The sequence below is a fragment of the Cryobacterium sp. PAMC25264 genome (assembly GCF_019443325.1).
In the GTDB taxonomy this organism is placed as follows: Bacteria; Actinomycetota; Actinomycetes; order Actinomycetales; family Microbacteriaceae; genus Cryobacterium.
Genome location: NZ_CP080383.1, coordinates 3,043,807 through 3,069,550 on the forward strand (window position 1 = coordinate 3,043,807; position 25,744 = coordinate 3,069,550).

General features: G+C 69.0%; 25 protein-coding genes. 9 read left to right on the forward strand and 16 right to left on the reverse strand.

All coding sequences use genetic code 11. The features are described from left to right. Positions 1-15 precede the first annotated feature (15 nt). Positions 16-687, reverse strand: a complete 672-nt coding sequence (locus KY500_RS14125) for an amino acid deaminase (RefSeq protein WP_219901079.1) — start codon at positions 685-687, stop codon at positions 16-18. A 142-nt stretch (positions 688-829) separates the two neighbouring features. Between KY500_RS14125 and KY500_RS14130 the strand changes: the two genes are divergently transcribed. Genes KY500_RS14130 through KY500_RS14155 form a run of 6 tightly spaced genes read left to right on the forward strand, consistent with a single transcriptional unit; the run spans position 830 to position 5,864 of the window. Next, positions 830-1,594 carry an HAD family hydrolase gene (locus KY500_RS14130; protein WP_219901080.1) on the forward strand — a complete coding sequence of 255 codons (765 nt, stop codon included), beginning with the start codon at positions 830-832 and terminating at the stop codon, positions 1,592-1,594. Then, positions 1,594-2,565, forward strand: coding sequence for a phosphate/phosphite/phosphonate ABC transporter substrate-binding protein (gene phnD / locus KY500_RS14135; protein ID WP_219903451.1), 972 nt, complete (start codon positions 1,594-1,596; stop codon positions 2,563-2,565). Before KY500_RS14130 ends, phnD begins: the two co-directional genes overlap by 1 nt. 3 nt (positions 2,566-2,568) lie before the next feature. Continuing rightward, a complete protein-coding gene (phnC, locus tag KY500_RS14140; protein WP_219901081.1) occupies positions 2,569-3,390 on the forward strand; it encodes a phosphonate ABC transporter ATP-binding protein in 822 nt (273 codons plus the stop codon). Beyond that, positions 3,390-4,193 carry a phosphonate ABC transporter, permease protein PhnE gene (gene phnE, locus KY500_RS14145; RefSeq protein WP_219901082.1) on the forward strand — a complete coding sequence of 268 codons (804 nt, stop codon included), beginning with the start codon at positions 3,390-3,392 and terminating at the stop codon, positions 4,191-4,193. Before phnC ends, phnE (KY500_RS14145) begins: the two co-directional genes overlap by 1 nt. Continuing rightward, positions 4,190-5,020, forward strand: a complete 831-nt coding sequence (gene phnE / locus KY500_RS14150; protein ID WP_219901083.1) for a phosphonate ABC transporter, permease protein PhnE — start codon at positions 4,190-4,192, stop codon at positions 5,018-5,020. The genes phnE (KY500_RS14145) and phnE (KY500_RS14150) overlap by 4 nt, the downstream gene beginning before the upstream one ends. Further along, positions 5,004-5,864 carry a MurR/RpiR family transcriptional regulator gene (locus KY500_RS14155; RefSeq protein WP_219901084.1) on the forward strand — a complete coding sequence of 287 codons (861 nt, stop codon included), beginning with the start codon at positions 5,004-5,006 and terminating at the stop codon, positions 5,862-5,864. The genes phnE (KY500_RS14150) and KY500_RS14155 overlap by 17 nt, the downstream gene beginning before the upstream one ends. 14 nt (positions 5,865-5,878) lie before the next feature. Here KY500_RS14155 and lhgO read toward each other — a convergent pair whose 3' ends face one another. The 10 genes from lhgO to KY500_RS14205 all read right to left on the reverse strand — a co-directional run bounded on the left by lhgO (position 5,879) and on the right by KY500_RS14205 (position 16,081). Continuing rightward, positions 5,879-7,120 (reverse strand): L-2-hydroxyglutarate oxidase, encoded by a 1,242-nt coding sequence (gene lhgO, locus KY500_RS14160; RefSeq protein WP_219901085.1) that lies wholly within the window; start codon positions 7,118-7,120, stop codon positions 5,879-5,881. Between the two features lie 378 nt (positions 7,121-7,498). Continuing rightward, entirely contained in the window at positions 7,499-8,434 is a 936-nt protein-coding gene (locus KY500_RS14165; protein WP_219901086.1) for an SDR family NAD(P)-dependent oxidoreductase, read from the reverse strand. Then, positions 8,431-8,853 carry a chorismate mutase gene (locus KY500_RS14170; RefSeq protein WP_219901087.1) on the reverse strand — a complete coding sequence of 141 codons (423 nt, stop codon included), beginning with the start codon at positions 8,851-8,853 and terminating at the stop codon, positions 8,431-8,433. The genes KY500_RS14165 and KY500_RS14170 overlap by 4 nt, the downstream gene beginning before the upstream one ends. Positions 8,854-9,038: 185 nt before the next feature. Then, complete coding sequence (locus KY500_RS14175) at positions 9,039-9,917, reverse strand: DMT family transporter (RefSeq protein ID WP_255579362.1); 879 nt, start codon at positions 9,915-9,917, stop codon at positions 9,039-9,041. Between the two features lie 91 nt (positions 9,918-10,008). Next, entirely contained in the window at positions 10,009-10,674 is a 666-nt protein-coding gene (locus KY500_RS14180; RefSeq protein WP_219901088.1) for a GNAT family N-acetyltransferase, read from the reverse strand. A 78-nt stretch (positions 10,675-10,752) separates the two neighbouring features. After that, positions 10,753-12,039, reverse strand: coding sequence for an adenylosuccinate synthase (locus tag KY500_RS14185; RefSeq protein WP_219901089.1), 1,287 nt, complete (start codon positions 12,037-12,039; stop codon positions 10,753-10,755). A gap of 3 nt (positions 12,040-12,042) precedes the next feature. Beyond that, positions 12,043-12,561 carry a DUF3151 domain-containing protein gene (locus tag KY500_RS14190; RefSeq protein WP_219901090.1) on the reverse strand — a complete coding sequence of 173 codons (519 nt, stop codon included), beginning with the start codon at positions 12,559-12,561 and terminating at the stop codon, positions 12,043-12,045. An 81-nt stretch (positions 12,562-12,642) separates the two neighbouring features. Next, positions 12,643-13,233 carry a TetR/AcrR family transcriptional regulator gene (locus tag KY500_RS14195; RefSeq protein ID WP_219901091.1) on the reverse strand — a complete coding sequence of 197 codons (591 nt, stop codon included), beginning with the start codon at positions 13,231-13,233 and terminating at the stop codon, positions 12,643-12,645. Positions 13,234-13,270: 37 nt separating this feature from the next. Next, positions 13,271-15,403, reverse strand: coding sequence for a YhgE/Pip domain-containing protein (locus KY500_RS14200; protein WP_219901092.1), 2,133 nt, complete (start codon positions 15,401-15,403; stop codon positions 13,271-13,273). Beyond that, positions 15,404-16,081: an ATP-binding cassette domain-containing protein gene (locus tag KY500_RS14205; protein ID WP_219901093.1), complete on the reverse strand. Its 678-nt coding sequence runs from the start codon at positions 16,079-16,081 to the stop codon at positions 15,404-15,406. It lies immediately after the preceding gene. 234 nt (positions 16,082-16,315) lie between these two features. Between KY500_RS14205 and KY500_RS14210 the strand changes: the two genes are divergently transcribed. From KY500_RS14210 to KY500_RS14220, 3 genes are all read left to right on the forward strand, one after another. Beyond that, positions 16,316-16,990: a hypothetical protein gene (locus KY500_RS14210; RefSeq protein ID WP_219901094.1), complete on the forward strand. Its 675-nt coding sequence runs from the start codon at positions 16,316-16,318 to the stop codon at positions 16,988-16,990. After that, positions 16,987-19,344, forward strand: coding sequence for a YhgE/Pip domain-containing protein (locus KY500_RS14215; RefSeq protein WP_255579364.1), 2,358 nt, complete (start codon positions 16,987-16,989; stop codon positions 19,342-19,344). The genes KY500_RS14210 and KY500_RS14215 overlap by 4 nt, the downstream gene beginning before the upstream one ends. Before the next feature lie 119 nt (positions 19,345-19,463). Further along, positions 19,464-20,507 carry a DNA polymerase IV gene (locus tag KY500_RS14220; protein WP_219901095.1) on the forward strand — a complete coding sequence of 348 codons (1,044 nt, stop codon included), beginning with the start codon at positions 19,464-19,466 and terminating at the stop codon, positions 20,505-20,507. A gap of 181 nt (positions 20,508-20,688) precedes the next feature. On the opposite strand, the gene KY500_RS14225 is transcribed toward KY500_RS14220, so the two are convergent. The 5 genes from KY500_RS14225 to KY500_RS14245 form a co-directional block, all read right to left on the reverse strand. Further along, positions 20,689-21,903 carry an NADP-dependent malic enzyme gene (locus tag KY500_RS14225; protein ID WP_219901096.1) on the reverse strand — a complete coding sequence of 405 codons (1,215 nt, stop codon included), beginning with the start codon at positions 21,901-21,903 and terminating at the stop codon, positions 20,689-20,691. Positions 21,904-22,221: 318 nt separating this feature from the next. Continuing rightward, complete coding sequence (locus tag KY500_RS14230) at positions 22,222-23,892, reverse strand: MDR family MFS transporter (protein WP_255579366.1); 1,671 nt, start codon at positions 23,890-23,892, stop codon at positions 22,222-22,224. A 13-nt stretch (positions 23,893-23,905) separates the two neighbouring features. Beyond that, positions 23,906-24,526, reverse strand: a complete 621-nt coding sequence (locus KY500_RS14235; protein ID WP_219901098.1) for a TetR/AcrR family transcriptional regulator — start codon at positions 24,524-24,526, stop codon at positions 23,906-23,908. 89 nt (positions 24,527-24,615) lie between these two features. Continuing rightward, on the reverse strand, positions 24,616-24,990 hold the full coding sequence (locus KY500_RS14240) for a DUF4440 domain-containing protein (protein WP_120339113.1): 375 nt from the start codon (positions 24,988-24,990) through the stop codon (positions 24,616-24,618). Positions 24,991-25,023: 33 nt separating this feature from the next. Next, positions 25,024-25,653: an RNA methyltransferase gene (locus KY500_RS14245; protein WP_219901099.1), complete on the reverse strand. Its 630-nt coding sequence runs from the start codon at positions 25,651-25,653 to the stop codon at positions 25,024-25,026. Between the last annotated feature and the right edge of the window lie 91 nt (positions 25,654-25,744).

Sequence of the window (25,744 nt, forward strand, 5' to 3'; positions counted from 1 at the left end):
GCACCCGGGGGCGGCTCAGGGGCGGCGGCGAAGCGGGGTGCGCGGCGGGAGCGCGGCCAGAGCGGCGTTGTAACGCATCCGCGGCGGGTCGGCCGCGAGGGCGTCGAGGGATTCGGGGGTCGCGGTGGCCAGTGGGAACGCCGTGATCAGGCGCATCCGCCCGGCGTCGTGCACCCCATAGATCAGGGCAGCGCCGGAGTGCTCTGGCACGCTCACCACCGTGGTGCGAAAGACCGTGCCCGCTCGGGCTCCCGCAGCCGAGGCGTCCGGCTCGGGCACCTCGTCGTCGATCACCAGAACGTCGCCGAGCTCGGCCGACGGATGCGCCAGATGCGGCAGCGCGGTATCCGTCACCCTCTCGAGCACCGTCTGTCCCGCCGCCTCGGCAGACTCGAGCACAAACGCATCGGGCGCCAGCCCCAGCCGGGCGGCCAGCTCACCCTCCCGCCACCGGTCGCCCTTCAGACCGAACGGCGTGTGCACTGTCGACAGCAGATAGCCGTAGACGTGCAGCAGACCCGCGTTGCCGATCGGCCAGGTCGCCGAGAGTCCCGCCGCCGCGTGCAGCGTGTCGAACTGGGCCCGGGAGATGACCGGTGACAGCACGTTCTCGTCGATCACCGTGGACAGCGCCCAGTGCTCGAAGCGGTCGGCGGCGGCATCCCTGGCGATCTGCTCGAACATCATCTGCCCATCGTAGGCATGTGCGCCCAACGGGCGCCGGCGGAAGGTTTACACGCTGTTCACCTGGCGCGGTCATTTAGTCCATATGCGACTCCTAACATGAACCATGCGTCCATCTGGTGCGCGGGAACAGGAATGGGTGAGTGTGCTTTCTCGCGATCGGGTGTTGGTCTTCGACTTCGACGGGACCGTTTCCCTCGGGCACGGACCGATTCGCTCGTACGCGCGATTCATCGCCGCAGGGCTGCCGGCCGGCTTGGCCGTGGAGTTTCTCGGCCGCTTCGAAGCCGGCCTCTCCGACACGCCTGTCGACCCCGATGGGCACACTCGGCCGATCGACGGGTACGACCTGGTGCGGCTTCTGGCTCAGCGGTACGACGTGACGGCGAACGCCCGGAGTGCGGCCTACCTGGCCAGCCGACGGGAGCTCGCCACCCACGCGGCCCCGGTCACCTCGCCCGCCGGCCTGGCCGATTTCCTCGCCGAGGCCCGCCCGAGCGCCTACCTTGTTCTGGCAACGAATGCCCCCGCCATCCGCATCGACGAAGCGCTCTCCGCGCTCGGTCTGGCCGGAGCCTTCGATGCCGTGCACACCTCCGTGGGCAAACCGGCCGGCTTCGCCCCACTGTTGGACAACCTGCTGGCCGTGTTGCCCGTCGGAGCGCCCACCGCCCACCTCACCAGCATCGGCGACGTCTGGGAGAACGACCTCGACCCCGCCCACCGGCTCGGCGCCACCACCGCGCTCGTCGGTGCCACGCCCCCCGCCGCCGCCACCCCGACCTACCGGGCCGATCACCTGCACGAGCTGTATCCGGCGCTGCGGGCCTGGCTCGAATCCGACGTTCCTCCCGCACCCGCCCATCCCACTTCCACCACCGCATTCCCCACAGAAAAGGCTGACCAGTGATTCCCAAGAAAGCACTCTCCTTCGTCGCCGCGGCATCCTTCGCCGCCCTCGCCCTCACCGGCTGCGCCACCAGCTCGGCCGCGGACGGCACCGCCGCGCCGGCCGCAGATCCCGAGTCGCTGACCCTGGCCCTGGTTCCCTCGCAGGACCAGGCCGGCCTCGTCGACACCGCCAAGCCGCTCACCGACATGCTCACCGAGGCCCTGGGCATCCCCGTCACCGGTGTGGTCTCCAAGGACTACCAGGCCGCCGTCGAGGCCATGGGCGCCGACCAGGCCCAGATCGGCTTCCTCCCGTCGCTGCAGCTCTGGCAGGCCAGCGACATGTACGGTGCATCTGTCGTTCTGCAGACCGAACGCAACGGCAACATCACCTACCCGGCTCAGTTCATGACCAACAACCCCGACAAGTACTGCGACGACGCCCCGGTGGAGCGTGACGGCATGCTGTTCTGCAACGGCGCCGACGCCCTCGCTGGACCTGCCGGCCTGGACTCCATCGACAAGGTCACCGGCGCCAAGGTGGCACTGCTCGGCCCCGGCTCGCCCGCCGGCTACATCTACCCCGTGCTCGCACTGAAGAACGCGGGGCTCGACACCGACAACGACATCGAGCAGATCCCCGTCACCACCAACGACGCATCCGTGCTCGCCGTCTACAACGGCGACGCCGAGGTGGGCTTCAGCTTCTGGGATGCCCGCACCATCGTGGCCAAGGACAAGCCCGACGTGGGCGAGAAGGTCGTGGTGTTCGCGTTGACCGATGAGATCCCCAACGACGGTGTCGCCCTCACCAAGAGCCTCTCGCCCGAACTGCAGGACAAGATCACCGCGGCCCTCGCCGACTATTCCAACACCGAGGAAGGCTCTGCCGTGCTCACCTCGATCTACTCGATCACCAAGCTCGCGCCCGCCGACCCGTCGACGCTCACCGTCGTCGCCGACGCGGCCACGAAGCTGGGACTGCAGTAACCGATGACCGACTCTCACGAGCGCGCGGCGGCCGGGGTGCACACCTCGGCCGCCGCGCCGTGGTCGATCCGGATGCAGGACGTCACGGTGCGTTACCCCAACGGGGTCGTCGCACTGAAGAATGTGTCGCTCACCATCGAGGCCGGCGAGATGGTCTCGGTGGTCGGGCTGTCCGGGTCGGGCAAAAGCAGCCTGATCCGCACCATCAACGGGCTCGTTCCGATCATCTCCGGCACCCTGGAGGTAGGCGGACGACACCTGGAGACCGCCCACGGACGGGAACTGCGCCAGCTGCGCGGCGAGATCGGCATGATCTTCCAGGGCTTCAACCTGGCCCGCCGCGCCAGCGTGCTGAACAACGTTCTGGTGGGCCGACTCGCTCACACGCCCACCTGGCGCACCCTGCTCGGGCTGTACCGGGCGGACGACAAGCAGATTGCTTACGAGGCATTGAACAGCGTCGGTATTCTCGCCAAAGCATATGACCGCGCCTCCACCCTTTCGGGCGGCCAGCAGCAGCGGGTCGCCATCGCGCGCGCGCTGACCCAACAGCCCAAACTGGTGCTCGCCGACGAACCCGTCGCCAGCCTCGACCCGCCCACCGCCCACGGTGTGATGCGGGACCTGCGCCGGATCAACCAGGACCTCGGCATCACGGTGCTCACCAACCTGCACCTGCTCGATCTGGCCCGCACATATGGCACCCGGCTGATCGGCCTGCGCGCCGGCGAGGTCGTCTACGACGGCCCGGCCGCCACGGCGTCCGACGCCGTGTTCGAAAGCATCTATGGCCGGTCGATCCAGCACGAGGATGTGCTCGGCTGATGAGCACGCCGGTACCGCTGGTTCTGCCGCCGAAGCCACGCGGACGCTGGAAACCCTGGCTGGGTCTGGTTGTTGTGCTGCTCATCACGGGGATCACACTGAGCCCGCAGTGGGGCATCGCCTTCAGCGTCGACGCGATCGTGCGCAACTGGCAGAACGGCGCCGACAAGGTTCTCGCGCTCCTGAGCCCGGACTGGTCGTTCTTCCCTCGCACCATCCCTCCGCTGGTGGAGACCCTGCAGATGGCGGTGATCGCCACCTTCGTCGGCGCCGTCGTGTCGCTGCCGCTCAGCCTTTGGGCGGCCCGGCTGACCAATCCGAACCGGTACACCCGCGGCCTGGTCAAGACGGTGCTGAACGCCGTGCGGTCCATTCCCGACCTGCTCTACGCATCCGTGCTGGTGGCGATGGTGGGTGTCGGCGCCCTGCCGGGCATCATCGCGTTGGTGCTGTTCAACGTGGGCATCATCGTGAAGATGGTGTCGGAGTCGATCGAGGTGAACGACGCCGGCCCGCTCGAAGCCGGCCGGGCCGCCGGCGGCACCCAGTTGCAGATCAACCGCGCCATCGCGCTCACGGATGCCTGGCCCGCGTTCGTCAACCAGACCCTCTACGTGCTCGAGCTCAATGTGCGCGCCTCCACCGTGCTCGGCCTGGTGGGCGCCGGCGGACTGGGCCTGCTCATCGATGCCGTGCGCACCTTCTACCGCTACGACCAGTTGTCGCTGATCATCCTCGAGATTCTCGTGGTGGTCGTCGTGATCGACTCGGTGAGCGCCTTCATCCGAAAGAGGCTGGTATGACCACTCTCACCCCCACCACGGGCCTGGTGGTGCCGGCCAAACCCCGTGCCTGGGGGCGGCTGACGGCCACCATCGTGGTGACCCTGATCGTGATCGTGGCATTCTGGTCGGTCGACATCAATTGGGCCCGGCTCGGCAGTCTGCCCGGCGAGATCGTGCGCTATCTCTGGCTGATGTTCTCCGCTCCCAACTGGGACAAGGTCGGCGAGGCCCTGCTCCAGACCTGGCGATCGGTTCAGATGGCCTGGGTGGGCACCGTGATCGGTCTGGTGATCTCGCTGCCACTGAGCTTCCTGGCCGCGCGCGGCTTTGCACCGGCGCCCGCCCGGGGTGTGCTGCGGCTGCTGTTCTCGCTGATCAGGGCGGTGCCGGAGATCATCATCGCCATCGCCATCCTCTCGGTGACCGGGCTCACCCCACTCACCGGGGCGTTGGCCCTGGCGGTGAACAGCGTCGGCACGCTGGGCAAGTGGGGCTACGAGGCCATCGAGGGTGTCGACCCCGGACCCATCGAGGCCGTGCGTGCCGCGGGCGGATCCACTCCGGAAGTCATCCGGTGGGGGGTATGGCCACAGGCGATGCCCGACTTTGTGTCGTTCTGGCTGTACAGGTTCGAGATCAACGTGCGGGCATCCGCGATTCTCGGCCTGATCGGTGTCGGCGGCATCGGCGACATGCTGACCTCGTACACTCAGTATCGCGAGTGGTCGACGGTGGGGATGCTGCTGCTTGTGGTGGTCGTCGTGACGATGAGCATCGACGCCGTGTCCGGGGCCCTGCGCCGACGCATAACCGAAGGAGCATCCGTTCGTGAGCTGGACCGGTAACGACGACGCCACCGTGACGACGCGCATCAGTACGGTGCGGAACTCCCTGCAGCCCAGTGAGCTCAGTGTGGTGGCGTTGATCCTGGACGACGCGGAGGGTGTGGTCGAGATGACCGCGCAGGATCTGTCCGACCGGGCCGGGGTGGCCAGGTCGAGTGTCATTCGCACCTGCCAGAAGCTGGGCTACCGCGGATTCGCCCAGCTACGAGTCGCCCTCACCCGGGAGCTCGCGCAGACCGTGGTGAGCGAACGCGACTACGGGGAATCGGCGCTGGGCGCCATCCGTGCCGACATTGACGCTCTGGCGGCAACGCTGCCGCGCATCGCAAGCGTGCTCAGTGAGGATGCGGTGGAGCGAGCCGTTGCCACCATCGTGGGGGCGGGGCGACTGTTGGCGTTGGCCAGCGGGCTGTCGTCGCCGCTCGCCCTGGATGTGGGCATGCGGCTGACCGCGATCGGCCGGCCCACCGAGTTCGTGGCCGACCCGATCGGGCAGCAGATCGCCGCCCGGCAGCTGAGCGCTGCGGATGCTGTGTTGATAGTCAGCGGCAGCGGGGCAAGCGAGGCCAGCCTCAAGGCCGCCCGCGCCGCGCGGCAGACCGGCGCTGCGGTGGTGGTCATCACCTCCTTCGCGACCTCACCGCTGGTGAGCCTGGCCGACATCAGCCTGGTGGTGGCCCCGGCGGGCGGCACCTTCAGGCACGAGCTCGAACACACCTCGCGGGTGCCTCACGTGATCCTGCTCGAATCCCTGGTCGACGTGGTCGCTGCTCGGCTCGGTGAGCATGCCCGCAGCACCCGCTCGGCGGTGCTTGAGATCCTCAGCGACAACCTCAGCGAGTAGGGCTGCTGCTGGGGCTACTCGGGCGTGCGGGCGAGGATGTAGTGCTCGAGCACGTGCTCGGCGATGGCCATCGAGGAGGTGGCGGCCGGGGACGGGGCGTTCCGCAGGAGCGTGACCGGGCCCACCTGGTCGACCGCGAAGTCGTCGAGCAACGTGCCGTCGCGCCCCCAGGCCTGGGCGCGCACGCCGGCGGCGGTCTTGCTGCTGAGGTCCCTCATCCGCAGTTCGGGAATGAACCGGCGGGCCTTGCGGTAGTACAACGGTTTCACCAGCGAGCCGGCGATCTCGTCGATGCCCATGCGCCAGTGCTGTTTCGCGAGGGCTGCCGCACCCGGCCAGCGCAGCGACTCCCAGGTCTCCTTGGCCGAGACGGTGAGCCAGCTATAGCCCTCCCGGGCCAGGGCCGGCACCGCGTTGGGTCCCACGTGCACGTTGTCGTAGACCCCGCGGGTGAAGTGCACACCGAGGAACGGGAAGCGCGGGTCGGGCACGGGGTAGATCATGCCGCGCACGAGGTCGGTGCGGGCGGCATCCAGCGCCCAGTATTCGCCGCGGAACGGGAGGATCTTGGGCGACGGGTCGGCGCCGACCAGTCGGGCGACGAGGTCGGACTGCAGCCCGGCGCAGACGATGACCCTGCCGAAGACCTGGTCGACCGTTTGAGGGGAGCCGCGGTCGGCTGGGCGAGCGGAGACGGCGGCTCGGACCCTCACACCGTCTGGGGAAATCTGCATTCCCACGATCTCGTGGCCGGTGAGGACCGTGCCGCCACCGCCGCGAACATCCTCGGCCATCGCCTCGGTGATAGCCCCGTAGTCCACGGCCGCGGTGTGCGGTGAGTGCACGGCGGCGATGCCCGCCACGTGTGGTTCGATCTCGCGGAGGCGGTCCAGGCCATCCAGGCGCGCCAGGTGGGGCACCCCGTTGGCGTGCGCCCGCCGCTCGATATCGGCCAGCGCCGGCAACTCAGACGCGTCGACCGCGACCACAAGCTTGCCCACCTCCCGGTAGGGCAGGCCTTTCTCGGCGCAGTAGTCGCGGATGCTGACGCGTCCCGCGGCACACAGTTGCGCCTTGAGCGTGCCCCGTTGGTAGTACAGCCCGGCATGCACCACCCCGGAATTCCGCCCGGTCTGGTGTGCGGCGAGCCGGTCCTCCTTCTCGAAGACCGTAACCTCGAGGCCGCGCAGCGCCAGGGCCCTGGCGAGGGCGATGCCCACGATGCCGCCGCCGATGATCGCAGTGCGCTCGCGCATAAGCATCCGTTCCCATGACACCCGTGACGGACACCGGTTCGGCGAACCCCCGCACGGTGGCATCCTGCCCCCGGAACTCTGCCCGGGCAATCCCCCGCCCGTTGGCGGGTCATCCTCATCAACAAATCACGCCTGACGATCTCGCCCTCGCCGACTTGTCGAAGGATCACCACGGCACTGACCGTCGCAGGCTGCCACCCGTGACGTCGCGAGGGCGACGCGAGAGCGGGCGAATGGCCGCCTCAACCACCTGAGGTAGCCAGATCGCCGCTCTCGCGGAACGTGCAATCGCGAGGGGGGTGGGCCGGTGGCGTGGGCTCAGCAGCTCGTGCAGATGCCGCGGCGGGAGCGGGCGGGGCGGGGCGGCCCCGCGCGGAGTCAGAGGGCGAAGGGCTCGCCCACGAGGTCCTCGGTGCGGGCGAAGAGGTGGTCGGCAATGCCCCGGTCCAGCGAGGTGCGGGTGGGGCGTTGGCGGGCCGCGGCGCCGCGGGTGAGGAAGCGCGGGCCGTAGTACTCGCCGCCGACGGCGGCGGGGTCGATCGCCGCTCGCACCGTGGGCCAGGCTCCGGCATCCTTGCCCTGGGCGCCGATGAAGCCCTGCAGGGTGTCGACGAAGCGTTTGGAACGGCGTACCTCGTTGACGCCGCGGATACCGGGGGTGAGCCCCGAAATCGAGTAGCCGGGGTGCGAGACCAGGCTCTGCACCCCGGCCGGACCGCCCAGGCCCGCCGCACGCAGGCGCCGGTCGAGTTCGAAACCGAAGGCCTGCATCGCGATCTTGGACTGCGCGTAGGCCTTCCAGCCGTTGTACGTGGTCTCCAACTGCAGGTCGTCCAGCGAGGAGTCCATCAGCCGGGAAATCATCGACCCGAGCGCCACCACCCGGCTGCCGGGGGTGCGCTGCAGCGCCGGCAGCACCAGGCTGGTGAGCAGGAAGTGGCCCGTGTAGTTCGTGGCGAGTACCAGTTCGATACCGTCCAGGCTCACCGAGCGATCGGTGGGCGGATGCACGATGCCGGCGTTGAGGATGAGGCCGTGCAGCTGCGGGAGGTCGAGCATCCGTGCGGCGGCCTTGCGCACCGACGTGAGGTCGGAGACGTCCAGCTCGAGAGTCGAGACCGAGGCGCCGGGCACCCGCCCGCGAATGGCCGCTGCGGCCGCGGCGGCCTTGGCCGGGTTGCGGCAGGCGAGCACCACGTGGGCACCGGCGCTCGCGAGTTGCTCGCTCGTGAAGTACCCCAGGCCCGCGTTGGCTCCGGTGACCACGATGGTGCGGCCGGTCTGGTCGGGCAGGGCCCGCAGATTCCAGCTCACGCTGTGGTGCTGGGCGACGCCGAGCCGGCGGAGGTAGCGCCATCCGGTGTCAGGGCGGGAGTCTGTGGCGTCGCGCCGGCCGCGCGGGCCGCGCCTGTCGAGTCACCGGCGATCTTCTCGTGGTGGTGGATGACTTCGGCGATGATGAAGTTGAGGAACTTCTCGGCGAACGCCGGGTCGAGCCTGGCGTCCTCGGCCAGGCCCCGCAGCCGCTGGATCTGCAGGAACTCGCGGGCCGGGTCCGCCGGCGGCAGGCCGTGCTCGGCCTTCAGCCGCCCCACGCTCTGGGTGAACTTGAACCGCTCAGCCAACAGGTGGATGAGTGCGGCATCGATATTGTCGATGCTCTGGCGAATGCCCTGCAACTCGTTGATCGCATCCTGTCCCGCGCCGGCGGGCAATTCCTCGTTTACAGCCATGTCCTTACGATATTGCACCCACCCGGATGCCCGCCCGCCAATCCTGCGGCGCCGCATCCGTTCGGGCAGAAATTGCCGGAGTGATGCACACCGACCAGGGGGGAAGCAGAAGGGGCGGGCAGGTCAGGCGGGGCGGGGCGCCCGCAGAGGCAGGCGCACGCGCTTCTGGGTGAGCAGGATGCCCATCAGAACCAGGAGCGCCCGAGCGGCTCGTGCCAGGAAAAAGTCTCGGAAAGGATGAGCACCCCGAGCAGCACGCCCACGACCGGTGTGACGTAGGTGACCGTGGAGGTCGTGGTGGGGCCCCAGGCGCGCAGCACGTTGATGTGCCAGATATACGCCAAGCCCGTGCCGAGCGCGCCCAGGGTGACCAGGCTCAGCACGATCGGGGTGGTCAGTGCCACCGGCTGCCAGGCCAGGACCGGCGTGAACAGCAGCATCGCCGCGCCGGCCAGGCCGATGTTGAGGAACGCGAAGGTGGTGCCGGCGATGGGTCGACCGCTGAGGTGCTTGCGGGTGTAGCCGAAGGTGAAGCCGTAACAGAGCGCCGCACCGAGGCAGGCGAGCTGGCCCCAGAGGTCGCCGGTGAGCGCGGTGTACTGCCAGGGCGCGATGATCACGATCACGCCGCCGATACCGACGAGCACGCCGACGATCTGGTCGCGGGCGAGCTTCTCGACCCGGAAGACCGCGGTGACCATGACGGCGGTCATGATGGGTGTCACGGCGTTGTAAATGCTGGCCAGGCTCGACGAGACGTACTGCTCGGCCCAGGCGAAGAGCAGGTGCGGGATGACGCATCCGGTGAACGCGATCACCAGGAAGTGCAGCCAGACCACGCCCTCCCGTGGCAGCACCGGGCCGTTGTTGATGCGCGGGCGGGTGATCATCACGATCAGGCCCAGCGTGAGGCCACCGAGCACGAGGCGCGACCAGGCCACCTGGCCGAAACTCACCCCCTCGAGGGCGATTTTCATGAACAGGAAGCTGGCACCCCAGACGACGCCCATGCCCAGGAATTGCAGGGCGACCAGGGGTCTGCGGGTCGTCGTAACATCGCTCACCTGCCGACCCTAGCCCACCGGGACGCCGGGCCCATCCCGTGCCGGTGCGGGGCCGGGGTGATGTCCGAAATTCGCGGGTGAATGGCCGGAATCAGGCGGGGGTGACGCGGCGGCGGGGAGCGCGCGGGTTGGTGTATTCGACCGACGTGCCGGCGAAACCCTCGAGGCGTTTCTGCAGCCCTGCCTGTACGACGGGCCACTCGTCGGCAAGCACCGAGTAGACGGCGGTGTCGCGCCAGGAGCCATCAGCCCGGCGTTGCACCCGCCGGTTGATGCCCTCGAATTGCGCGCCGATGCCGAGGATCGCGGCGCGGGATCGGGAGTTGAGCACGTCGGCCTGGATCTTGACCCGGCCGAAGCCGTGCTCGAACGCGGCGCCGAGCATCAGCAGCTTCGTCTCGGCGTTCACCGCGGTTCCCCACACCTGCGGGGCATAGGCGGTCCAGCCCAGGTGCAGCGCCTCATTGGGCAGGTCGATGTCGCCCAGGGTGGACGTGCCCACCAGGTCGCCCGCATGCGGGCCGGAGACGACGCGCACGGCGTAGGGCAGCGCATCCCACTGGTAGTACTTCGACGCGAATGTCACGAACTCGTCGAGGTCGGCGGGCAGCCCGTGCGGGCCGCCTCCGTAGCCGCCGGCGAAGACCGCCGGATGCGCAATGGCGCGATGCAGCTCCGGCAGGTGCGCGTGGCTGAGCCGTTCCAGGCACACGAAGCGCCCCGTGAGCACGTGCTCGTCAGGCCGCTGGGCACTCACGGGCGTTCTCCCTTCGCCGAACCGTGAGTTAAGCCCCGAAAAACTCGAGTTTTCGGGGCTTTACTCACAGGTCGCGAGTTAGTCGATCAGGTCGTGGCGGGTGAGGATGGCCTCGCGGTCGGGGCCGACGCCGATGGCGGAGATGCGGGCGCCGCTCATGGCCTCGAGAGCGAGGACGTAGTCCTGGGCGTTCTTCGGGAGGTCCTCGAAGTGGCGCACCATGGTGATGTCCTCGGTCCAGCCGGGGAACTCCTCGTAGACGGGCTTGGCGTGGTGGAAGTCGGACTGGGAGACGGGCACCTCGTCGTAACGCACGCCGTCTACCTCGTAGGCAACGCAGACGGGGATGGTGTCCAGGCCCGTGAGCACGTCGAGCTTGGTGAGCACGAAGTCGGTGACGCCGTTGATGCGCGCCGTGTAGCGGGCGATCGGGGCGTCGTACCAGCCACAGCGGCGCGGGCGGCCGGTGGTGGTGCCGAACTCGAAGCCCTTGGCGCGCAGGAACTCGCCGGACTCGTCGAACAGCTCGGTGGGGAACGGGCCGGCGCCGACGCGGGTCGTGTACGCCTTGACGACCGCGATGATGCGGTCGATGCGGTTCGGGCCGATGCCAGAGCCGGTCACCGCGCCGCCCGAGGTGGCGTTGGACGACGTCACGAACGGGTAGGTGCCGTGGTCGACGTCGAGCATGGTGGCCTGGCCGCCCTCGAACAGCACGGTCTTGCCGGCGGTGAGGGCCTGGTGCAGCAGCAGCGCGGTGTCGGCGACCATGGGCCGCAGGCGCTCGGCGTAGCTGAGCAGGTCGTCGACGATCTCGTCGACGGTGATGGCGCGGCGGTTGTACACCTTGACCAGCATGTGGTTCTTCTGGCCGAGGGCGCCCTCCACCTTCTGGCGCAGGATGTTCTCGTCGAACAAGTCCTGGATGCGGATGCCGACCCGGTTGATCTTGTCGGCGTAGGTGGGGCCGATGCCGCGCCCGGTGGTGCCGATCTGGCGCTTGCCCAGGAACCGTTCGGTGACCTTGTCCATCGTGCGGTGGTACTGGGTGATCACGTGCGCGTTGGCGCTGACGCGAAGCTTCGACACGTCGACGCCGCGGGAGCTGAGCGCGTCGAGCTCCTCAAAAAGCACCTCGATGTCGACGACGACGCCGTTGGCGATCACCGGGGTGACGCCGGGGGTGAGAATGCCCGAGGGCAGCAGGTGCAGAGCGTACTTCTCACTGCCGACGACCACGGTGTGGCCGGCGTTGTTGCCGCCGTTGAACTTGACGACGTAGTCGACCCGGCTGCCGAGCAGGTCGGTGGCCTTGCCCTTACCTTCGTCGCCCCACTGGGCGCCGATCAGAACGATGGCTGGCATAGCTTAGTTTTCTCCTTGGATAAAGAAGGCAGCGGTCGGCGGGGCCGGGTCCTCGCCTGGTGAAACGGCGGGCGGAACCGCCGGGAAATCCTGGGAGTCGGCCGCCTCGGAGCGCAGCAGCGGGATGACGGTGGCGTCGGCCCCGTTCAGGAACTCGGTGAGGCGTTCGAACTCGTCGGTCTCGCCGATCTCGTCCGCGGCGCGGCGGAGGGCGAACAGGGCGCGGAGCACCCCGCGGTTGGGTGCGTGCGACCACGGGATCGGGCCCTGGCCGCGCCAACCGGCCTTGCGCAGCGCGTCGAGGCCGCGGTGGTAGCCCACCCGGGCATACGCGTAGGCCTCGAGCAGTCGGCCCTGAGAGTGGGTCACGTCCGCGAGGGCTGCCCATGCCAGCGACGACTTCGGATGCGCCGCCACAACGGTTGTTATATCTTGCATTCCGGTTCGGCTGAGCGCCTCAGTCACCTCCGGTTCCGCGGGTAGGAGGGTCTCGGGCTGTTCGATCAGATTTGCGCCGGTCACACTCGATACTACCGCGACCCGAGATTCCGGCCCGCGAACCGTGAGTTAAGCACCGCAAATCGCGAGAATTAGGTGCTTAAGTCACAGCTCGCGGGAGGGAGGCGCGAGTAGGCCGCCGGAGAGGGACTCGAGGATCGCGGCGGTGACCTCGTCACGATCCCGGTCGGGCTCGAAGACCAGCCACTCCAGGCCCGCCATCAGCACGGCGCCGAACACACTTGACGCCATCAAACCGCTGGTGCCGGCCGCTGCAGTTGTCGGCCGGGCCTCTGCGATCGCCTCGGCGAACACCGCGAGGGCGTCGTGCCGAAGCGCGAACAGGGTCTTCTGCCAGGCCCTGTCGGTGCGGAAGATCTCGGCGGCCATCAGCTTGGCCAGGCCGGCGTTGGCCTCGATGCGGTCCAGCAGGACCGTGATCAACGACTCCAGGGCGGCCGGGCCCTGCAGGCCGGTGCGCGCCCCGCGGAGGGTGTCGGCCAGTGCGCCGACCCCCTCCTGCAACAGTGCCTCGAAGAGCTTGTCCTTCGAGCTGAAGTTGTAATACAGGCTGCCCTTGGCCACCCCGGCCAGCTCCGCGACATCGTCCATCGTGGTGCCGGTGATGCCCCGGGTGGCGGCCAGCGTCAACGCGGCATCCAGGATCGCCCGTTTCGTTCCGGTGGCGCGGGGCATGATTAGTCCTTTCGTCGCTCTCGGTGCGGGTCGAAACCTAGATGGTCAGTTCAGGATGCAGCCGTGTGATAGTCCACATCCGTTGCCGCGACGCGCTCCAGGCGCTGATGGCTATCGAGCCGACCAGGATGCCTACGAGAACGAGCACGGAAAGCCACAGTCTAGAGTCGATCCCTCCGGTGATGAGCTGGCGGAGTCCGGTGACGACGTAGGAGGCGGGCATCCAGGGGTGCAGGATCTGGAAGAACTCCGGCGTCGTCTCCACAGGGTAGGTGCCGCCGGACGAGCTGAGCTGCAGCATCAGCAGCACCAGGCTGGCCACACGCCCGGCCGCGGTGCCGAACAGAATGATGAACATCTGCTGCAACGCCAGGAAGGCCAGGGTGGTGAGGTAGATGAAGGCCGACATGCCCAGCCAGTGCGCCGGGGTGAGACCGAGGCCGTAGACCAGCACCAGAACCATGATCACGACCTGGCTGAGGCCGATCGCCATGGCAGGGAGGAACCCGGTCATGGTGGAACGCAGCCCTGACGACGCGCTGGCCAGTGCTCGAGTGGGCAGGGCCCGCAGAATCAACCAGGTGATCAGTGCGCCGACGAAGGTGGCCAGAGCCAGGAAGAACGGGGCGAAGCCTTCACCGAAGCTGCCGGAAGCGTTCTCCCAGGTCTGGGTGAGGTCGACAGGGTTCGCGATCACCGAGGCCTTCGCATTGATCTGGTCGTCACTGTCGTCGGGGGCATCCGCCGCGCCGCTCGCCAGCGCGTCGGCGAGGGTGTGGCTGCCCTCGGCGAGTTGCCCGGTGCCACTCAACAGGGTGCTTGCGCCGTCGACCAGTCGGGTGCTGCCATCGACGAGGGATCCGGTTCCGGCGGCCAGGCTGTCGGCGCCGTCGGCAAGGGTGGTCGCTCCGGTGGCCGCGTTCATTGCGCCGCCGGCGAGTTGGCCGGCACCGGCCGAGAGAGCGGTGGCGCCCGTCGCGACATCCGAGGCCCCTGTCGCCACCTGGGCGGCACCGGGAGCACCCGCAGTCAGGGCGCTGGAGAGCGCGCCCAGTTTGGTCGCGAATTCACCGTCTTTGGCGGCGTATCCCGCCGTCTGGGCCGCGGCGCCCTGCACCTTGGTGGTGAGCTGGCCCGCCCCGGTGGAGAGCTCCGTCACCGACGGCAGGAACGCGGTGGCCGGCGTGCCGGCCGGCGCCGCCGCCATGGCCGCTTCGAGGGCGCTCAGCTTGTCGGAGAGTGTGGACGTCGCGGTGGCGAGCTGACCGGTACCGGTGGAGATGTCCGTGGCCCCGGTGGCCAACTGCGTCGACGCCTCGGCCAGGGCACCCGCACCGGATGCCGCGGCGCTCATGCCGTCGGACACCTGCTGGGCTCCGCCCGCGACGCTTGTTGCACCGGCCGCGAGCTTCACCGACGAGTCGGACAGGGTGGTCGCGCCGGTGGAGAGGGTGCCGAGGCCGGTTGACAGGGTTGACGAGCCGTCGGCGAGTCGCCCAGCGCCGTCGTCGAGGGTGACGGCACCGGCGGAGAGGTCACCCAGACCGTCGACGAGGGTACCCGTGCCGGTTTGGGCGGTGCTCAGGCCGTCGGCGAGGGTTCCGGCGCCGTCCGCGGCGTCGCGGATGCCGTCGCCGGCTTCGTTCACGGCCACGAGCATCGCGCTGACGGTCTGATCGCCGATGTTCAGCGACACGGCGTCGCGCAGCTGCACCATGGCCTGCTTGCCCAGGGTGGAGGCGAGGAAGCTGTTGCTGTCGTTGTAGTCGACCTGCACCTCGGCTGGGGTGGGGGTGTCGGTGCCGGCGGAGACGGCATCCGTGGAGAAGTCGGCGGGGATCGTGACGGAGAAATAGTAGTCGCCGTCGATCACGCCGGTGGCGGCATCCGCGGCGCTGGTTTCGACCCAGCCGAGATCGTTGCCGTCGAGCAGTTTGTCGACCAGGTCGTCACCGGCCGTGACCGGGTCACCGTCGCGGGTGGCGCCGGTGTCTGCGTTGACCAGGGCAACGGGGAGGTTACTGAGCTCCTTGTCGGGTGCCCAGAACGCCCAGAGGTAGAGGGCGCCGTAGATGAGGGGAATGAACATGAGCACGACGAGCGCGATCTTGGGCAGGGTGCCCTTGCCGAAACGGCGCAGTTCAGTGCCGGTTGAGAGGAAGGCGAACATCTAGCGAATCTCCTGGTTCATGTAGAGGACGGTCGGGTCGATGCCCAGTTCCGCCCACATGTCGGCGTCGGGTGCGATCGCCGAGGCGATCACGGGGGTGCCGGCTGCCACGATGGCTCCGAGGCGCTGCCAGAGCTGGCGGCGCGCTTCAGGGGAGTGCACCTGCTCGACCTGGTCGAAGAACAGGAGGTTGGGCTCGCTCATCATGGCCAGCGAGGCGCGCAGCAGCACCATCTCCACCTCGTCGAGGTCCCAGATCATGGTGCTGGCGGCGGGGATGGCGATGTCGCCGAAGACCGGACCGCAGACCCGGCTCACCTCGGCGTCGTCGACGGCACGTATGAAGGACCACCACGGGGCGAGCCAGGCGTGCCGTTCACGGATGGCCGCGCCCACGCTGACCGACTCCTCGAGGCTGTCGATGCCGTGGAAACCCGAGACTCCGGTGCTGCGCTGCACGCGCCGCGCGCGCCGGGGCAGGTCCTCCCCCAGCACCGTGAGGGAGCCGGCGGTGGGCTTCATACGTCCGGCCAGGGTCAGCAGCAGGCTGGTGCGGCCGCTGCCAGCCGGCCCGCAGATCACCGTGAGGCCGGTGTCGGCGCTGAAGCTGAGCGGCCCGTAAACCACTCCCCGTTTGTAGCTCACGCTCAGGTCTTCCGCTACCAGTGTCGTCTGCACGTCGATCCTCTCTTGCCGGCTCACGTTTTTGTACCGACCAGTCAGTATAGATCCGTCGCCGGGGCGGGTGCAACCGGGGGCTCGCTTTGTGCCGTGTCTGAGCGTTCGTCCAGAAACTGACCAGTCAGTAGAAAACGGGCCTAGAGTATGACCCCTGGTCGCAGCGCCGCGACGCCACTCCCCCAGGCTGGGTCCGCGTCGAACCGGGCTCCCCGCGACCCCCGGAGGCGCTCTATGCGCGTGAACCTCACTGCTGTCACCAAAGGACCGAAAGACTCGGCCCTGCCGCCGACGACCCTGGAATTCGGCAGTGGCACCGTGACCTTCGCGCGCGCCGAGACCGAACGTCGCCCCACGGTCCTCGGCCTCGTCGCCTCCGGCCGGATGCGCCCGGACTCCGGCGCCGTGACCCTGGACGGCCGCACCGACTATGCGGGACTGCGCCGCCAGATCGCCCTCGTCGACGCCCTCGGGGTCTCCGAGCCCGCCGCCGATGTGCGAGTGGAGGACGTGGTCGCGGAGGAACTGATGTTCGCCGGCCACCTCGGTCGCCGCCGCACCGTTCGGAGGATGCTCGCCGACTTCGGCCTGGCCGACCAGGCCCGCTCCGATATGGGCGACCTCGCCCCAGACGACCGGGTGCGGCTGCTCACCGAGCTGGCCGTGCTGCGTGACGGGGTGCTGGGCCTGGTGCTCACCTCCCCCGACCGGCACGGTGGCGACCCCCTGGGCTGGTGGGACGTGGCCGGCGGCCTGGCGGCGCGCGGCTATGCCGTTCTCGTCATCGCGGGTGACGCATCCGCCCACGCCATTGCCGACCTGGAACTCGCCAACCTCGAACCGTCCGGCGTGCTCCCCGCCGGACTCGTCCGCTCCGCTCACGACAGCATGGGAACCGCCGCACTGTGAAGATCTTCGCCATGATCCGCGCCGAACTGGCGCGCCTGACCGCCACCACGATGTCCCGGGTCGCCCTCGTGGCCCTGATGCTCGTGCCCGTGCTCTACGGCGGCCTGTACCTGTGGGCCAACCAGGACCCGTACGCGGGCCTGGACCGGGTACCGGTCGCCCTGGTGGTGGCCGACACCGGCGCCGAGTCCGACGGCACGGCGACGAACTACGGGTCGGATGTCGCCGAGCAGCTCATCGACGACGGCACCTTCGACTGGCACACAGTCACCGCCGACACCGCCCAGGCCGGCGTCGCCGATGCCACCTACGACTTCAGTGTCACGATCCCCGCCGATTTCTCCAGCTCGATCGCTTCCTCGTCGACGGATTCGCCGCACCAGGCCACCATCACCCTCACCACGAACGACACCAACAGCTACCTCGCCTCCACGATCGGCAGCCAGGCGGCACAGAGCATCCGGGACGCCATCGTGGCCCGGGTGAACGAGCAAGCCGCCGACCAGCTGCTCATCGGGCTCTCCGACATCCGCTCGAGCCTGGTCGACGCGGCCGACGGCGCGGGCCAGCTCACGGATGGCGCGGGCACCGCCGCCGACGGCGGCTCCAGCCTGGCTGATGGCGCGAGCCAGCTCGCCGACGGCACCGGCCAGCTGGCCTCGGGCGCCGGCAGCCTGGCCGACGGTACCGGGAAGGTCGCCGACGGCGCCAGCAAGGTGGCCGACGGCACGGGCCAGGTGGCCTCGGGCGCCGATGCCCTGGCGACGGGAGCGGGCACGCTGAGCACGGGTGCCGGCAGCCTGGCCGCCGGCACGGCGCAGGTCGCCACGGGCGCAGACTCTCTCGCGACGGCGACCGGCCAGGTGGCCGACGGCACCGCCGCACTCTCGCAGGGCGCCGCATCCCTCGCCGACGGCACGGGCAAGGTCTCGGCGGGAGCAGCCCAGGTGGCCACCGCCGCCCAGAAGGTGGCCGACGGCACGGCGGCGTTGAACACGGCCGCGCAGCAAGCGTCCGCCGGCGTCGCCGGGGCCGGCGCCGTCTACACCGCCGCACAGACGGCCCTGGCCGACCAGCTCACTGCCGACGGCCTGAGCCCTGCCCAGATCGATGAGGCCCTGGCGACCCTGACTCCGATCGGCGGCACCCTCACCCAGAGCGGAGCCGCCCTGACGCAGGCGGGCACCGCCATCGCCACCCTGTCGACCGGCACCACCCAGCTGGCCGCTGGAGCCGCCGCGACGGCCACCGGCGCCCAGCAGAGCGCCGACGGGGCCACGACCCTGGCCACCGGCGCGGCTACGGCGTCGGCCGGAGCCCGCAAGACGGCCGATGGTGCAGCCACCCTCGCCACCGGTGCCCACCAGAGCGCCGACGGGGCCAGCGCCCTCGCCACCGGGGCCGGCCAGGCCGCGAGCGGAGCGTCCACTCTGGCCGCAGGAGCCGACCAGACCGCCGCAGGCGCCGCGACCCTGAGTTCCGGCGCGACCTCCGCCGCCACCGGCGCCGCGACCCTGTCGACGGGCGCCAGCTCGGCCAAGACCGGCGCGGACAGTCTCGCCACCGGAGCCTCCTCGCTCAGCGACGGGCTGCTCGGCCTCAAGACCGGGGCGGGCACCCTGCGCGACGGGCTGACCAACGGCGTCAACAGCATCCCCGACACTGATGCGACCACCCGCGACCTGCAGGGCTCCACCATCGCCGACCCGGTCGACCTGCAGAAGGCGGCCGTGACGTCCGCCGGCACTTACGGCGCCGGGCTCGCCCCGTTCTTCGCGAGCCTGGCCGGCTGGATCGGGATCTACGCCCTCTTCCTGATCGTGAAGCCGGTCTCCCGCCGCGCCATCACGGCGTTGCACTCGCCGCTGAAGATCACCCTGGCCGGCTGGCTCACCCCTGGGATCCTGGGGCTGCTGCAGATGGCGGCGCTGTTCGGGATCCTCACCGGCGTGCTGCACTTCGAGGTGCACAACCCGGTAGGCACCTACGCGATGATGGGCCTGGCCGCGATGACGTTCGCGGCGATCATCCTCGCGCTGAACGTGTGGCTGGGAAGCGTGGGACAGTTCGTCGGGCTCGTGCTCATGGTGATCCAGTTGGTCACCGCTGGCGGGACCTTCCCGTGGCAGACCCTGCCCGCTCCCCTGGCATTTCTGCACCACGTGATGCCGATGAGCTACGCGGTCGACGGCATCCGTCAGCTGATGTACGGCGGAAACCCGGCCACCGCGTTGAACGACGCCGGCGTGCTGCTGCTCTGGCTGACCGGGGCGCTGGTGCTCGCCGCGATCGGCGTGGTGCGGATGACGCACTTCCGCACCCTGCGCGACCTCAAACCCAGCCTGATCGGCTAACCCGAACGGCCGCCCACCCGCTCGATGCGGGGCGGCGGCCGCGGCCGTGCCCCACGACGGGCGCCGCGAATCGAACACATGTACTATTGAGACATGGCACAGGTCGAGGGCGAGCATCGATGACGGCCAGCCCAATTCTCCATGCCGACGCCGACTCATTCTTCGCATCGGTCGCGTTGCGCTCCCGGCCGGAACTCGCCGCGCAGCCCGTCGCCGTCGTGGCCCACGTGTACATCGCCAGCGCCACCTATCCGGCTCGCGCTCGCGGGGTTCGCGCGGGGATGCTGGCCCAGGATGCACTCCGACAGTGTCCGGAACTGATCCTGATCGATGTGCCCCGGGCGGAGATCGAGGAGGTGGGCGACGCCCTGTTCGACATCTTCCACGACTCGGCTGTCGCCGTGGAGCCCGGCTCCATCGAGGAAGCCTTCCTCGACGTGGGTGCGGCCGATCGGGCGGGCGCCGTGGAGGCCGGGCAGGTTCTGCGCCGACGGGTGGCCCGCGAACTCGGCATCGCGATCAGCGTGGGCGTGGGCCGCACCAAGCTCATGGCCAAGCTGGCCTCCCGCCGGGCCAAGCCCGACGGGCTGTCCGTGATCGATCCCGCGGAGGAAGTGGTGTTGCGCACGACCCTGTCGCTCGGCGAGGTCTGGGGCATCGGTGCCACCACTCTGGCACGCCTCAACCGGATCGGGGTGGCCCGGCTCGGCGACGTGGACGGCATTCCGCAGAACGAGCTGCAGCACGTCTGCGGCACCGCCATGGCCCGCCGCCTGTGGCGCATCCGGGAGGGCACCGACGATGCCGTCGTGCGACCGGTCGAGGCGCGGACCGCCCTCACCGCGGAGGGGTCGACCGCCGGCTACGACCGGCCGGATAAGACCCCGACCGAACTGGTGCAGGCCTGCGTCGACCGGCTCTGCAAGCGCGCGGAGCGGGCCGGCCTCGCCGGCACGGGGATCACGCTCACCCTGCGGCCGGAGCCCGGCGGCAAGGCGATCGTGCTCAAGCGCACGCTCGTGGCGGCAACGACCGGCCGGGACACGTGGCTGGCCGTGGCTACCGATCTGCTCGGCGGTGAACGGGTGCCCCGGCTGGCCGGGCTGCGCGTCAGCCTGACGGGTTTGCTCCCCCTCGACCGGGTGCAGCACACCCTGTTCTGACGTCTGCTCGGCGGACGTGCACGGCGCAGCCTGCACTCATTTCGGAACTTCGCATAGTCGCGGAGCGTCACAACCGTGCAAAGTTCCCGAATGAGTCACCATGGGGCCGGTCGCGCGGCTAGACCAACGACGGGACGAACCGCAGGGCGGGTCGCGGGGTCTCCTTCTGAAGTGCGTTTCCTCAGGGGACCTCGTGACGTGCGTGCATGTCGACGGCGGCGATCACCGCGGCAGCCACAGCGGGTGCGACGCGGTCGTCGAACGGGCTCGGCACGATGAAATCGGCGGCCAGGTCGTCACCGACCAGGTCGGCGATGGCCGTGGCAGCGGCGATCTTCATGGCGGTGGTGATCCGGCGGGCGCCGGCATCCAGTGCACCCCGGAAGATGCCGGGGAAGGCGAGCACGTTGTTGATCTGGTTGGGGTAGTCGCTGCGCCCGGTAGCGACGATGCGGGCGTAGCTGGCGGCCACCTCTGGCGCCACTTCCGGGTCGGGGTTGGACAGCGCGAAGATCATGGCGTCGTCCGACATCGTGGCGAGCAACTTCTCGTCGACCGTGCTCGAGGAGACGCCGATGAAGACGTCCGCGCCCACCAGCGCCTCGGCCGGGCCGCCGTGGATCTGGTGCGGGTTGGACCTGAGCGCGAACCGGGCCTTGACCCCCAACAGGTCGAACCGGCGATTGCTCAGGATGCCCTTCGAGTCCAATACGAGCACGTCTTCGATACCCACCTCAAGCAGGAGGGCGGCGATGGCGATGCCCGCAGCGCCCGCGCCGGAGACGACGACCCGGAGCCCGCGGAGGTCGCGGCCCAACACCTTGGCACCGTTGGTGATCGCCGCGAGCACCACGACGGCCGTGCCGTGTTGGTCGTCATGCATCACGGGCATGTCGAGGGCCTCGATCAGCTTGGTCTCGAGCTCGAAGCAGCGCGGGGCCGACACGTCTTCGAGGTTCACGGCGCCGAAGCTGTGGCGAAGTCGCACCAGGGTCTCGACGATCTCTTCGACATCGGTGGTGTCGAGCACCAGCGGGATCGAGTTGAGCCCGGCGAAGCGCTGGAACAGCGCCGACTTGCCCTCCATCACGGGCAGAGCCGCGGCCGGGCCGATATCGCCCAAACCCAGCACCGCGGTGCCGTCGCTGACGACGGCGACGAGGCGGCTCGCCCAGGTGTGCGAGGCGGAGACGGCGGCATCCGTGTGGATGGCCCGGCTGACCTCGGCGACGCCGGGGGTGTAGACCACGGCCAGGTCGCGCGCGGTGTTGATGGGGCGGGCCAGCTCGATGCGCAGCTTGCCACCCTCGTGCGCGGCGAAGATCTCGTCGGTGCTCACCCGGCAGCTGGTGTCGGCGCCGGGGATGGTGGGCGGGGCGGACAGGGTGAGGGACATGGCACAGGCCTTCGCGGTCGAGGGGGAAGCCGCACACTCGCGGGACATCCCGAGACCGGCCTGGAATCAGGCTACGGCCACCGAGGCCCGAACAACCGGGACCATAGACCTAGTCGACGGTTCGGATACATCCGCCGGCACCGGCTGTGACTGCGAGTTGCCGCGAAGTGCCCCCTGGCGGGCGCTCAGGGGTCACTTCGGCCGCAGTCGATGATGGGCGCGGAGCCGAGGTGCGCCCAATTCCCCCCTCGCGCGCTGCGAAGGGGCATTTTGACGCATGTCGGCGGGCCGGATGAGCGGGGCCGGCCGGGAAATCCGCTAGCGGGGCTCTGGTTCCTTCAGCGCGTCGTCGGAGCGGTTGTCCGCGGGCGCAACAGCGCTCGCGCCCGAACCCGTGTGGCCGTGGTGGGCGGCCTCGAGCGCCTCGGCCTCGGCTCCGCCGACCGCCTCGCCCCGGGCGACCATGCCGGCCACATCGGAGAGCGGGATCTGCTTGAGCACGAGCGCCAGGATGAACGCGATGCCGATGAAGGGCAGCAGGTACCAGAACACCGGAGCGAGGGCATCCGCGTAGGCCGCCACAACACCGTCACGCACGGCGTCGGGCAGGGCGTTGAGCGTCTGCGGGTCGATGCTGGCGGTGGCGTTGGCGGCATCCGTCGCGTTCGCGCCGGCGCCGGCGAAGACCTCGGTGAGGTTGGCGGTGAGGCGGGTGGTGAAGATGGTGCCGAACACGGCCACACCGAGCGCCGCCCCGACCTCGCGGAAGTAGTTGTTCGTGCTCGTCGCGGTACCGATCAGCGACGGCGCGACCGAGTTCTGCGAGACCAACACGACGACCTGCATGATCAGGCCGAGGCCGGCGCCGAAGACGAACAGGTAGACGCAGATGAGCCAAATCGGCGTCTCCGCGGCCAGCGTGGTCATGGCGACCATGGCCAGCGCGGTGAGGATGGTGCCGAGGATCGGGAACATCTTGTATTTGCCGGTCTTGGTGATGGCGACACCCGAGATGATCGACGTGCCGATCAGGCCCACCATCATCGGCAGCATCAGCAGCCCGGATGCCGCGGCGGACGTGCCCGAAGACATCTGCAGGAAGGTCGGCACGAAGCCGATCGCCGAGAACATGCCCAGGCCCAGGGTGAGGCCGATCGCGGTGGCGTTGATGAAGGTGGGGTTGCGGAACAGTGACAGCGGAATGATCGGATCCTTGGCGCGGGCCTCGACGAGTACGAAGAGCAGCGCGGCCACGACGAGACCGGCACCGAAGAGCCAGGTCTCGATGGCGTCCCAGCCGTGGGCGGAGTCGCCGCCGAAGTCGGTGAAGAAGATCAGGCAGGTCGTGAACGCCGACAGGAACACCACACCGAGGATGTCAATGGGCTGGGTGGCCTTCTTGCTCGGCAGTCGCAGGGTGAACCAGGCGATCGCGAAGGCGATGATGCCCACGGGGATGTTGATGTAGAACGCCCACTGCCAGGTGAGGTGGTCGACGAAGAAGCCACCGAGCAGGGGTCCGCCGACGGCGGAGAGACCGAACACAGCGCCCAGCGGGCCGAGGTACTTGCCGCGCTCGGAGGCCGGCACGATGTCGGCGATGATCGCCTGGGAGAGGATCATCAGGCCACCGCCACCGAGGCCCTGCACGGCGCGCCAGGCCACCAGCTGGGTGAAGTCGCCCGCAAAGGCACAGCCCACCGAGGCGAGCGTGAACAGCGCGATCGCGATGAGGAACAGGTTGCGCCGGCCGAGCACGTCACCGAACTTGCCGTAGACCGGCATCACGATGGTGGTCGCGAGCAGGTACGCCGTGGTCAGCCAGACCTGGTGCTCCACGCCGCCGAGCTGGCCGACGATGGTGGGCATCGCCGTGGAGACGATGGTCTGGTCGAGGCTCGACAGGAGCATGCCGGCGATCAGGGCGCCGAAGATGATCCAGATTCGCCGCTTGGTGAGGAGCAGCGGCGCCTCGGAAGTGATGGTCACGAAATCTTGCCTTTCAATGGTGGGTGGGCACGGCCAGGACGAGGCGCATGGCATCGAGCGAGGTGGTGAGAATGGTGGCGAAGTCGGTGTCGTTGGACGGGTCGACCAAGGTCTCGGCGGATGCCTTCATGAGGGTGGCCAGGATGCTCACGATCGCGACGGCACGCGGATCGTCGACGCCGACGCCCTGCCGTTCGGCGATGAGCCCGCGCATCTGGCGGTCGCGGTCCCGCGTCATACCGATGAAGCGGGCCAGCAGACGCGGCTCACGCTCCAGGGCCGCCATAAGGTCGGTGTGCTCCCGAGGATCCATGGCGTTGGACTCGACGTGCTCGATGGCGAGGTCGATGAGGTCGGTGAGCACCTGGGGCCAGGTACCGGCACCGCGGGCCAGGAACCGCTCGGCGAAGCTGCGGTACTCGTCGTCGGGATTGGCGCCGATGACGGCGTCTTCCTTGCTGGCGAAATAGTTGAAGAAGGTGCGTCGCGACACCCCGACGGAGTCGCAGACCTCCTCGATGGTGAAGCCCGCCAGGCCACGCTCGGCCGTGAAACGACGGGACACGGAGGTGAGGCCGGAGGCCGTCTGGCGCATCCGTTTCTCGACGCGCGTTGGCGTTGCACTCTCAGACATAGAGTGCAGCTTTGCACTTTCCATAGTGAAGTGCAAGTTCTTGCGGGGTGTCCCGCGGCCGGGCGCCCGTCCGGCCGCCTCACCCTGGTCTAGACGGGCGACTCCTGATGGGCCGCGATGGACCAGCCGCCGTTGTTCTCGTCGAAGAGATAGGTCGTGGACGTCTGCAGCTCGGTGACCACGTCGCCCCGCCAGGCGAGCGACCGGTAGACCAATACGCCGGCATGCTCGCCGACCCGGATCACGGCCGGATCGTGCAGTTCATAGCGGTCGAGCGGACCGGCGGCGGCCAGGGCGGCCCGCACGTGATCCCGGTCCACCACCTGGCCCGGGAGGATGAGCAGGGCGTCACCGGTCATGGTGCGTTGGTAGTAGTCGCCGCCCTTACCCGCGAGGATGGCGCGCCATCCGTCGTGGGCTTCGTGCAGGAGCCTGGCAGGGAGATCGTCGGTGATCACAGTCATGACCCCACGCTAGACCCGGCGGGGTGCGGATGGTCAGAATCTGTGCTGGAGAATCCAGGAGTGCATGGTCACGGCCGCCGCTGCGGAGGCGTTGATCGAGCGCGTCGAGCCGAACTGGCTGATCTCCACCATGGCGTCACCGGCGGCAACGGCCTCCGGTGAGAGGCCGGGGCCCTCCTGCCCGAAGAGCATCACACAGCGCTCGGGGAAGCGATAAGTCTCCATGATCACGCTGCCGGGCATGTTGTCGATGGCGATGATGGGCAGGGATTCGGAGCGTGCCCACTCGACGAACGCCGCCACATCCGGATGGTGCATGACGTGCTGGTAGCGGTCGGTCACCATCGCGCCGCGCTTGTTCCAGCGCTTGCGCCCCACGATGTGCACGGTGTCGGCGCCGAACGCGTTGGCGCTGCGCACGATGGAACCGATGTTCATGTCGTGCTGCCAGTTCTCGATGGCCACGTGGAACGGGTTGCGCTTCTCGTCGAGGTCGGCGACGATCGCCGCCATCTTCCAATAGCGGTAGCGGTCGATCACGTTGCGGGTATCGCCACGCTCGAGCAGTTCGGAATCGTAGTACGCCTCGTCCGGCCACTCGCCGATCCACGGACCGACCCCGTAGGTGGACAGCTCTGGCGAGGGGTTCAACGGTTCTGGCACTGCACCACCGTATCCCGCGGAGCACTGAGCTGGGCACCTACCCTTGCCCACGGCCGTTTTGTACTGATACATTCTTTGTATTGATACGAAA

What these genes read in the sequence shown, in the direction of transcription:
- KY500_RS14185 (WP_219901089.1), bottom strand. Translation starts at nt 12,039, where the DNA reads ATGCCAGCCATCGTTCTGATCGGCGCCCAGTGGGGCGACGAAGGTAAG.
- KY500_RS14235 (WP_219901098.1), bottom strand. Translation starts at nt 24,526, where the DNA reads ATGTCTGAGAGTGCAACGCCAACGCGCGTCGAGAAACGGATGCGCCAG.
- phnC (WP_219901081.1), top strand. Translation starts at nt 2,569, where the DNA reads ATGACCGACTCTCACGAGCGCGCGGCGGCCGGGGTGCACACCTCGGCC.
- KY500_RS14170 (WP_219901087.1), bottom strand. Translation starts at nt 8,853, where the DNA reads ATGGCTGTAAACGAGGAATTGCCCGCCGGCGCGGGACAGGATGCGATC.
- KY500_RS14220 (WP_219901095.1), top strand. Translation starts at nt 19,464, where the DNA reads ATGACGGCCAGCCCAATTCTCCATGCCGACGCCGACTCATTCTTCGCA.
- KY500_RS14125 (WP_219901079.1), bottom strand. Translation starts at nt 687, where the DNA reads ATGATGTTCGAGCAGATCGCCAGGGATGCCGCCGCCGACCGCTTCGAG.
- KY500_RS14210 (WP_219901094.1), top strand. Translation starts at nt 16,316, where the DNA reads ATGCGCGTGAACCTCACTGCTGTCACCAAAGGACCGAAAGACTCGGCC.
- KY500_RS14200 (WP_219901092.1), bottom strand. Translation starts at nt 15,403, where the DNA reads ATGTTCGCCTTCCTCTCAACCGGCACTGAACTGCGCCGTTTCGGCAAG.
- phnE (WP_219901083.1), top strand. Translation starts at nt 4,190, where the DNA reads ATGACCACTCTCACCCCCACCACGGGCCTGGTGGTGCCGGCCAAACCC.
- phnE (WP_219901082.1), top strand. Translation starts at nt 3,390, where the DNA reads ATGAGCACGCCGGTACCGCTGGTTCTGCCGCCGAAGCCACGCGGACGC.
- KY500_RS14225 (WP_219901096.1), bottom strand. Translation starts at nt 21,903, where the DNA reads ATGTCCCTCACCCTGTCCGCCCCGCCCACCATCCCCGGCGCCGACACC.
- KY500_RS14240 (WP_120339113.1), bottom strand. Translation starts at nt 24,990, where the DNA reads ATGACTGTGATCACCGACGATCTCCCTGCCAGGCTCCTGCACGAAGCC.
- lhgO (WP_219901085.1), bottom strand. Translation starts at nt 7,120, where the DNA reads ATGCGCGAGCGCACTGCGATCATCGGCGGCGGCATCGTGGGCATCGCC.
- KY500_RS14195 (WP_219901091.1), bottom strand. Translation starts at nt 13,233, where the DNA reads ATGCCCCGCGCCACCGGAACGAAACGGGCGATCCTGGATGCCGCGTTG.